Origin of the sequence: Streptomyces sp. 8K308 (genome assembly GCF_004348315.1) — a bacterium.
Classification (GTDB): Bacteria; Actinomycetota; Actinomycetes; order Streptomycetales; family Streptomycetaceae; genus Streptomyces.
The window spans coordinates 1-8,495 of sequence record NZ_SMKC01000308.1 but is presented as its reverse complement, the minus strand read 5'-3'; the positions used below and the strand labels follow the sequence as shown (position 1 = coordinate 8,495).

Sequence of the window (8,495 nt, the reverse complement as noted above, 5' to 3'; positions counted from 1 at the left end):
GCTCAGTAGCGGGGGGCCGGTGGGGCGATCAGCTCGACGCCGTTCGGCAGCGTGCTGGTCATGGCCGTGCGGCTGGGCACGCGGATCCGGCGGAGGCCGGGCACGTTGGGCAGCTCCCGGAGGGACTCGGAGAGCACCAGGGTCCGCAGCGCGGGCAGGGCCGCCAGGAGGCGCGCGAGCTCCGTGGCCGTCACGGGCAGTGCGCCCTCCCAGACCAGATGGACCTCGTCCACCCGGGCCAGCACGGCTCCGCTGTCGTGCAGCTGGCGCAGGGCGAGCGGGGTGAGGGCGATGGACCGCAGCCGCGGCAGCGAGGCGAGCCGCTCCCACTCACGCTGTCTGAGGTCGCGGGCGCTGTGCTGCACCCCCAGGGCGGTCAGCGTGGGCCAGGACCCGATGTGCTGCAGGTCGAAGCGGGCGGGGAGGGTGAGCTCGGCGAGACGGGCGTCGCCGGGCAGGTCTCGGAGGGTGCTCAGCCGGACCGTCGGTCCCATGACGATCCTGGTGAGCCCGGTCAGGGGCGTCAGCCCGCGCGGTGTCGGCCCCGGGGAGTCGCCGTGGATGTGCAGCGCGGTCACGGACGTGCCCTTCAGCGGGTCGTAGTCGTCCAGCGCGGGGCAGTTGTCGGTCACGAGCGTGCTCAGGCCGGGGAACTCGCGGAGGAAGTCCAGAGCGGAGACGGACGCGTTGTCGCGCAGCGCCAGGGTGCTGAGCACCGGCTGGTCGGCGAGCGCGAGGGTGATCTCGGTGGCCCCGAACAGGCCGCGCAGGGAGACGCTGGCCAGGCCGTCCAGCGTGCCGAGCAGGCGGAGCTCGTGAGCGGAAGTGGCCGGAAGGTCGATGTCGTCATGGCGCGGAAGTCGGGCGACGATTTCCTCGAAGTACCGTTCGGTGTCGAATCGGTACCAGGCGGTCGCCAGCAACTGGCGTACATTCGGTGAGGGATGGTCGCGGAACGTGCAAAGTCGGGTCAACGCCGCGTCCGTTCCGAGCCGCGTGGCCGCGAAAACCACCGCGTACGCTTCCGACTCCGTCAGTTCCTCCGGCCCGGGCAGCAGGTCGAGGATGACGGATCCCGCGTTCACCAGCGCGCCGGCCTCGGAGCGGGTGCGCGGGGGGAGGTATTCCCCTGCCTTTCTCGTGATCCGGGCCCGGATATCGGGGGCGAGTTGGGTGGAGTGTTCCAGGCAGGCCATCGCCAGCAGGTGCAGCCGGACCCGGTGTTCCTGGTCGGCGTCGCCACGGTCGATCAGGGCGGTCAGGAGTTCGCCGCGTTGGACCGGCTGGGCATGGGCGACGGCCATTCGGACCACGTCCTCCCACTGATCCAGATGGGCCTTTTCCACCAGCGCCGGGAAATGCTGCCACTCCACCATCTCGCGCGCGCCGAGATAGTCCTGGAAGGTGCGGTGCATGAAGTCCACGGCACCCTCCGTCGGTTCCCGGAGCACACCGGAGCGCTCCACCAGGTGCCGCAGCACGTCCTCGGGTGAGCCGAGGCGGTCGCCCTGGTGGATGGCGGGCAGAGCCTGGCCGATCAGTCGGGCGGCGAGCGGGCCGGTCATCTCGGAGCGGCCGTTGGTGATCAGCCAGAAGGCCAGCTTCTGGAGGAGCGAGAGCTGGGTCTCGGAGTCGAGGGTGAGATCTCCGCGTGGCGGGTCGGGCCGCTCCCGGTCGCGGCGCTCGAGCAGCATCGACAGGGCCGCGTCGTACAGCGCCTTGCGGCCGCGCGGGAGGTAGCCGTTCCGCTCGCGGTGCAGGGCGCAGATCAGCGCGCACATCAGCGGACTGCTGGCGAGCGCGCCGAGGTCCGCGCGGGAGTGGATCAGGTCGAGCAGCGCGCGCTCGGTCTCGGGCACCGCGCCGACCGCCTGGTGCCAGCGGTGGACGAACGCCTGGACATCGGACTGGCTCATGGGGGAGAGGGCCAGTTCGGCGAACGCCTCAGAGCCGAGCCAGTCCTGACGGACGGCGGAGGGGCGGGCGGTGACCAGCCACAGGTTGCCGGGATAGGAGGCGTTCAGACGCCGCAACCAGGCGCGGGCGGCATCCCGCTCGTGCTCCGGGATCTCGTCGATGCCGTCGACCAGCAGCAGCGCGCGCCCGGCCGACAGCACCCGGTCCATCCACCGCTCAGGTTGGGCGGCGGCGAGCGGGCAGTCGACGACGGAGAGGAACTGGTCGGGCTCGGGCAGGCGCCGGCGGTCACGGGTCAGGGTGCGCATGGGGAGGACGAACGGGATCCGGCCCATGAGGTGCGGCATCCCGGCACTCAGATCCTGGCGGGCGCTGGTGACGGCGAGCCACTGGACCAGTGTCGTCTTGCCCGAGCCGGCCATGCCGCGCAGCAGCACCCGCTCGCGGCCGGCGAGGGCGCGCTCGGCGCGCCGCGGGGCGCCGTCCGGGTCCCCGTGGATCTCCAGGCTGAGGTAGGCGTCGTCCAGCGGCCACTCGCGCGACTGCTGGAGGTCGAGGCCGTAGATGGTGAGCTGCCCGTGCTCGTGCTCGACGTAGCGCGCGTAGCGATTCTCGAAGGTGATGTCCTCCCGGGACAGGTCCGGCACCCGCTCGATCAGGAGATCGACGTTCCGGGCAAGGCGGTCCAGCTGGCGGCTCTGCTCGACCAGGGTGCGGGCCACGAAGGTGGAGCGCTGGGTGAAGAAGTTCAGGATGTGCAGGCAGACGGCCCCGAGGACGCGCAGGTAGAGGGGCTCGTCGGAGATCGCGATGCGGCGGGCGAACTCCTCGTGGCCCAGCCGGACGGCCTGTGCGTCGTCCATGTCCAGCTCGCCGAGCGCGGCGAGGGTCCGGGCCAGCAGGTCGGCCGTGGCCAGGAGCTCGTCCTCGGACGGCGCGTCGTGCGGGCCCATGCCGCGCACCGCGCGCCGCACCAGCTCCTCGCAGAGCCTGGCCAGGTCCGCCTGGCCGATGCTCCGCTTCTCGCCGCGGAACGACACCAACGAGGAGATCCGCACCGGCCGTTCCACCAGGCCGGCCCCTGGGCCGTCCTGGCGGAACAGCCGCCTGATCAGTGGTGTGAACGCGCTCGACGCCAGCCGCAGACCCGCCCCCGCAAGTTCCATGGCACCAGCCTAGGTTGGGGCAGGGCGCCGGCGCGCCGTCAGGCGCAGGCGGTGCCGTTGAGGGCGAAGGTGGCGGGGGCGGTGGCCGCGCCCGAGGTGGTGGCGGTGAAACCGAAGGAGGCGGTGCCGCCGGCGGCGGGGAGCGTGCCGTTCCAGTCGACGTTGGCGGCGGTGACGGACCGGCCGGACTGGGTGAGGTGGGTGTTCCACGAACTGGCTATCTGCTCGTTGCCGCTGAAGGACCAGCCGAGCGACCAGCCGCTGATCGGCGCCGTGCCGGTGTTGCTGATCGTCACGTTGGCCTGGAAGCCGCCGTTCCAGCTGCTGGTGACGGCGTAGTTCACGCGGCAGGAGACGGCCGGATCGCCGGGCCCGCCCGGATCCCCGCCGCCCTCACCGACGGGCAGCAGGTAGGGGTCGAGATAGCGCTGCTTGTTGGCGTCGACCGTGGTCCAGTCGCCGTTGAGTATGCCGCCGGTGTCACCGGAGTTGGGGTTGAGCGACCAGTAGGTGAAGTCGATGCCGCTGGTGCCCGTGCCCAGGTACTGCATGAGGCGGGTGAGCCACTGCTGGTCCTTGGCGGCGGTGAGGGTGCTGCCGAACTCGCCGAGCAGCACCGGGGCGGTGTCGGTGGTCTCCAGGTAGCCCCAGTAGCGGTCCCAGCGGGCGGGGAGGTTGTTCGGGAAGGACGGGTCGTCGAACCAGGGCTGCGCGAAGACGGAGGTGGCGTACTCGTGGGCGGAGTAGACCAGCTTGTTCGGGTTGCTCAGCCGGACGGGGTGCTCACGGGCGCCCATCAGGTTGCCGCCCCACCAGTTGCAGTCGCCGTTGTAGCACTCGATGCCCTCGACGATGATCAACCAGTCCGGGTTGGCGGCGAGGACGGCGTTGCCCGCGCGCTCGGCCGCCAGCCGCCAGTCGGTGGACTGCGTGCCGGTGCCCCAGGTGGCGGCGCCACGCGGCTCGTTGTGCAGGTCGGCGCCGACGACGGTGTGGTTGGCCCGGTAGCGGTTGGCCAGCATGACCCAGTCGTTGATCCAGCGCTGCTCGCTGTAGGCGGCGGTGTACCAGAGCTCGGACTGGCCGGCGGAGTCGGGGCGGTGGCGGTCCAGGACCACGCGCAGGCCGATGTCGCCCGCGTAGTCGATGATCCGGTCCATGATCTGGAGCCCGGTCAGGCCCCGGAGATCGGGGTTCCTGGTGTAGTCGATGCCGTTGGGCGTGGCGCCGGCGTCGAAGAGCTGGTTGGAGAAGGGGAGCCGGAGCGTGTTGTAGCCCAGGTCCCTCACCTGGTCGAGCATGTCCTGGTAGTTTCGCGCCCACAGGCCGTGCGGGGCGAAGGTGTCGGTCTCCATGCCGAACCAGTTGAGCCCGGTCATGCGCACCTCGTTGCCCGACGCGTCGACGATCTGGCCGCCGGAGGTGGACCAGGGGCCGTCGCCCGGAGCGGCCTGGGCCGTCCCGGACGACAGCAGGGCGCCGCTCACGGCGAGCACGGCCGTGAGCAGTGCGGCGGCCCAGCGTCGCGGCCAGGCGACCCGGCGCGGTCGCTGTCTGTGGTGTTGCATCTGCGCACCTCTATTCCCATGGGGATGGCGATGGGAGCGCTCCCATGGGCCGGATGGTGAGGGGAGGCGGCCCACCTGTCAACCGGTCCCGCCTGGCGACGCGCCGGCTCTAAGGGGGGAGGGTGCGCCATCCGGTGGGCGAGTGGATGAAAACGCGACATAGTGGACGTGCGGAGGTGATGGACGTGGCGGAGCACCTGATGCGGGCCGAGTACCTGGAGGGCAGGAACCGTGCCGGCGAGCGGGTGGTGAAGACGTGGCACGTCGTGCGGGACGGCGGAGTTGAGGCGATGTGCGGGCGGACGCTTGAGGCTGACGCCGAGGTCCGGTCGGACGAGGAGTGGGGCCAGCCGCCGGAGAAGGCGTGCCACACCTGCGGGGCCCTCTATCTGCGGGAGGTCCCCTACCGCGCCTAGGCGGCTACCGGTCCTGGGCGGCGGTGCGGAAGGGGGCGAGGAGGAGCCGGGTCTCCTCGTGCAGCCGGTCAGCCTCGGCGTGGTCGGCCTCGCCGATGGTCAGTGGTATGCGCTTGGTGCCGCGGTGTGCGGACAGCCGGGGCTCGGCCGGCGGCTGGGCGGAGAGCGCGAGGATGGGCCTGATCGCCCGCTCGACGGGGGTGGCGACCGTCGCCCTGAGGGCGCTCGCGGCGAGTCGGGTGAGCCTGCCCGTGTCGCCCTGGAGGCTGGTGCGCACCAGGTTGGCCGGACCCCACAGCGCGTACGGCACGGCGGCGGAGAGGCGGAGGCCGGAGAGCTCGGCGGCCCGCCGGGACTGCTGGTTGGCGGCGCGCCAGCTGAAGCCGGAGCTGAGCTGGAGGTCGCCCCAGCGGATCGCGCCCTTGGCTGCGCCGGGGACCGTGAGGTCGATGACCAGCGGGCGCTCGGCGGCGCGCAGCTCCGCGGCGAGGCCGTGGGCCAGGATGTGCCGGGACAGGTAGTAGAGCGCGAAGGCGTGCTCGAAGCCCTCCTCCGTGACCACCCGGCGCTGCCGCACGAAGGCGGCGCCGAGCACCAGGGTGTCGATCACCGGGTGGCGTGCCCTGAGCTCCCCGAGCACGCGCAGGGTGTCCCGGACCAGCCGCAGGTCGGCGGCGACGAAGTGGGCCGCGCCGCCCGGCGCCTCGGCGGCCAGGCTCTCGAACTTGGCCTCGCTGCGGCCGATCACCACGACCGTGTCCCCTTGGCGCAGGTGCTGTGCGGCCAGGGCGCGGCCGATCCCGTCGGTGCCCCCGGTGATGACGATCGTGGACATTGCTTCCTCCCCAGGCTGTGGATGGGCGCGGCCCGCCGCACCGTTCCGGATCGCATGTTCCGGAACGGTGGCCACTGTACATATCGGAACGTGCGTTCCGCAACACCCGATAGACTGACGCCGTGGCCACGACCTCTTCACGGCGGCAGCGGCGCGATGCCGTGCGTAACAGGGAGCAGTTGCTCGAAGCCGCCACCCGGGCGTTCGCGGAGCGCGGGCTCGCCGTTGACGTGCGGGAGATCGCCCGCGAGGCGGGGGTGGGCGTCGGCACCTTCTACCGGCACTTCCCGACGAAGGACGACCTGCTCCAGGCCGTGATCGAGCCCGACCTCGCCGCATGGTCGGAGCTGACCGAGCGGGCCGACGCGGCTGAGGACGCCTGGCAGGGGCTGCGCACCTTCGTGGAGAGCACGCTGGCGCTGATGGTGGAGCGCCGGGCGATCCTGGACGGTCTTGGCGGCGCCGTGCAGGACTCGGCGGCTGTCGTGGCCTGCCAGGAGCACCTCCGGGGCGCGCTGACCGGCCTCGTCGACCGGGCGCACGGTCAGGGTGCGCTGCGCTCCGACGTGTCGGCGGCCGACGTCGGCCTGCAGATCATGGCGCTCGGTCGGATCGTCCAGATGACCGCCGAGATGGATCCCGAGGCGTGGCGCCGGCATGCCGGCTTCGTGCTCGACGGGCTCCGGGCCGCGGACGGGCCGGGCGGGGAAAACCGCAGCTCATAGGCGGTTCAGGACCGATTGTCAGTGGTCTGGTGCACACTGCCCGGTATGAACGAGACGCTGGCGGTGGCAGGACCCGACGGGTTGCCGCGGTGTCCCTGGGGGGTAGCCCCGGAGGACTACCGGGAGTACCACGACACCGAGTGGGGCCGGCCGGTGCGTGGGGACGACGAGTTGTTCGAGCGGCTGTGCCTCGAGGCGTTCCAGTCGGGTCTTTCGTGGTTGACGATCCTGCGCCGTCGGGATGGCTTTCGCAGGGCCTTCGCCGGCTTCTCGATCGCGAAGATAGCGGCCTTCACCGAGGAGGACGCCGCCCGGCTGCTGGCCGATCCGGGCATCATCCGCAACCGGCTGAAGATCGAGGCGGTGTTGGCCAACGCCCGGGTGGCCGCGGAGTGGGGTCCCGGGGAGCTGACGGAGCTGATCTGGTCGCACGCGCCGGAGGCGGCGGGCCGGCCGGCGCCCGGCAAGCCGGGGGACATCCCGGCCACCACGCCCGAGTCCACCGCCCTGTCCAAGGCCCTCAAGCGGCGCGGCTTCCGCTTCGTCGGTCCGACCACGGCGTACGCCCTGATGCAGGCGTGCGGCCTGGTCAACGACCACCTGGCCGACTGCCACGCCCGTGGTCCGGTCGAGAAGGAGCGGCTGGAGAAGAAGGAGCGGCTGGAGAAGGAGGGCCCGGCCTAGCCCTGGGTTTCGGCGGCGAGGCGCCAGAGCGAGGTCACCTCGGCCGAGCGCGCCCGGTGGAGGGGGTCGGCGGCGTCCCCGGCCCGGCGGTGGGTCGGTCTGGCGTCGAGGCGGTCGACGACGCGGAGCCGGGCCGCGGCGAAGGCGGCGAGCAGGTGGTCCCGGGGGCGCAGGTCCAGGTGTTCGGCCAGGTCGGAGAGGACCAGCCAGCCCTCGCCGCCGGGGGTCAGGTGATCCGCGAGGCCGGCCACGAAGCCGTGCAGCATGCGTCCTTCGGGGTCGTAGACGGCGTGGTCCAGGGGCGAGTTGGGGCGCTCCGGCAGCCAGGGCGGGTTGCACACCACCAGGTCGGCCCGGCCGTGCGGGGGGTAGAGGTCGGCGTGGTGGACGGTCACCCGGCCGGCCAGGCCGAGGCGGGCGAGGTTCTCCCGGGCGCAGGCCACGGCGCGGGGGTCGTGGTCGGTGGCCGTGACCCGCCGGACGCCGCGCCCGGCCAGCACGGCGGCCAGCACGCCGGTGCCGGTGCCGAGGTCCAGGCCGGTGCCGCCGCAGGCCGCGGCCGGCAGCGGGGCCGTGGCCACCAGGTCGACGTACTCGCCGCGCACCGGGGAGAACACGCCATGGTGCGGGTGGATCCTGGCGCCGTCGAGCGCGGCGATGGGCACGCCCCGGCGGCGCCACTCGTGGGCGCCGATCGCGCCGAGCAGTTCGGGCAGTGGGACGACGGTGGGCCCGCCGTCCGGTGGCCCCCATGCCTCGGCGCAGGCGCGGGCGGTGTCCGGCGCCCGGCGCAGCGCCACGCGCCCGGTGCCGTCGAGCGGCACGAGCAGCCGGCCGAGCAGCGTGGCCCGCCTGGCGCGGGCGGCGCGGTGGGTGGCCCAGGTGGTGGCCGGCGGCTCGGCGGCGGCCACCCGGCGGCCGAGCGCGCGCAGCAGTTGGCGCGCGTTGTGGTAGTCGCCCCGCCACAGCAGGGCGGTTCCGGCGCGGGCGAGCCGGTGGGCGGCGGCCGCGGTGGTCCGGTCGTCGGCTACCACGACCCGGTCGGGCGGCGCGGCCGCGTTCGCCGAGCACCACCGGGCGTGGTGCTCGACAGGCTGTCCCGCGCGGCCCGGTTCCGTCCAGCGGAGGACGTGGCGGGGCGTCACCTTCTGCGGGGAGGGGGTCTGCGGGGAGCGGGTCTGCGG

At 72.9% G+C, this 8,495-nt stretch carries 7 protein-coding genes; 3 read left to right on the top strand and 4 right to left on the bottom strand.

What is annotated here, in order from left to right; translation table 11 throughout:
• Positions 1-2: 2 nt before the first annotated feature.
• Positions 3-3,083, bottom strand: a complete 3,081-nt coding sequence (locus E1265_RS29285) for an NACHT domain-containing protein (RefSeq protein WP_132934013.1) — start codon at positions 3,081-3,083, stop codon at positions 3-5.
• 38 nt (positions 3,084-3,121) lie between these two features.
• Positions 3,122-4,651, bottom strand: a complete 1,530-nt coding sequence (locus E1265_RS29280; RefSeq protein ID WP_132934012.1) for a cellulase family glycosylhydrolase — start codon at positions 4,649-4,651, stop codon at positions 3,122-3,124.
• A gap of 185 nt (positions 4,652-4,836) precedes the next feature.
• Here E1265_RS29280 and E1265_RS29275 point away from each other — a divergent pair, with 185 nt between their 5' ends.
• Entirely contained in the window at positions 4,837-5,067 is a 231-nt protein-coding gene (locus E1265_RS29275) for a hypothetical protein (protein ID WP_243741196.1), read from the top strand.
• A 4-nt stretch (positions 5,068-5,071) separates the two neighbouring features.
• On the opposite strand, the gene E1265_RS29270 is transcribed toward E1265_RS29275, so the two are convergent.
• A complete protein-coding gene (locus E1265_RS29270) occupies positions 5,072-5,902 on the bottom strand; it encodes an SDR family NAD(P)-dependent oxidoreductase (RefSeq protein WP_132934010.1) in 831 nt (276 codons plus the stop codon).
• Positions 5,903-6,024: 122 nt separating this feature from the next.
• On the opposite strand from E1265_RS29270, the gene E1265_RS29265 reads away from it, so the two are divergent.
• Positions 6,025-6,627, top strand: coding sequence for a helix-turn-helix domain-containing protein (locus tag E1265_RS29265; protein ID WP_132934009.1), 603 nt, complete (start codon positions 6,025-6,027; stop codon positions 6,625-6,627).
• A gap of 45 nt (positions 6,628-6,672) precedes the next feature.
• Positions 6,673-7,311, top strand: coding sequence for a DNA-3-methyladenine glycosylase I (locus E1265_RS29260; RefSeq protein ID WP_132934008.1), 639 nt, complete (start codon positions 6,673-6,675; stop codon positions 7,309-7,311).
• Here E1265_RS29260 and E1265_RS29255 read toward each other — a convergent pair.
• Positions 7,308-8,456, bottom strand: a complete 1,149-nt coding sequence (locus E1265_RS29255) for a methyltransferase (protein ID WP_132934014.1) — start codon at positions 8,454-8,456, stop codon at positions 7,308-7,310. The two genes, E1265_RS29260 and E1265_RS29255, sit on opposite strands and share 4 nt — an antisense overlap.
• Positions 8,457-8,495: the final 39 nt, after the last annotated feature.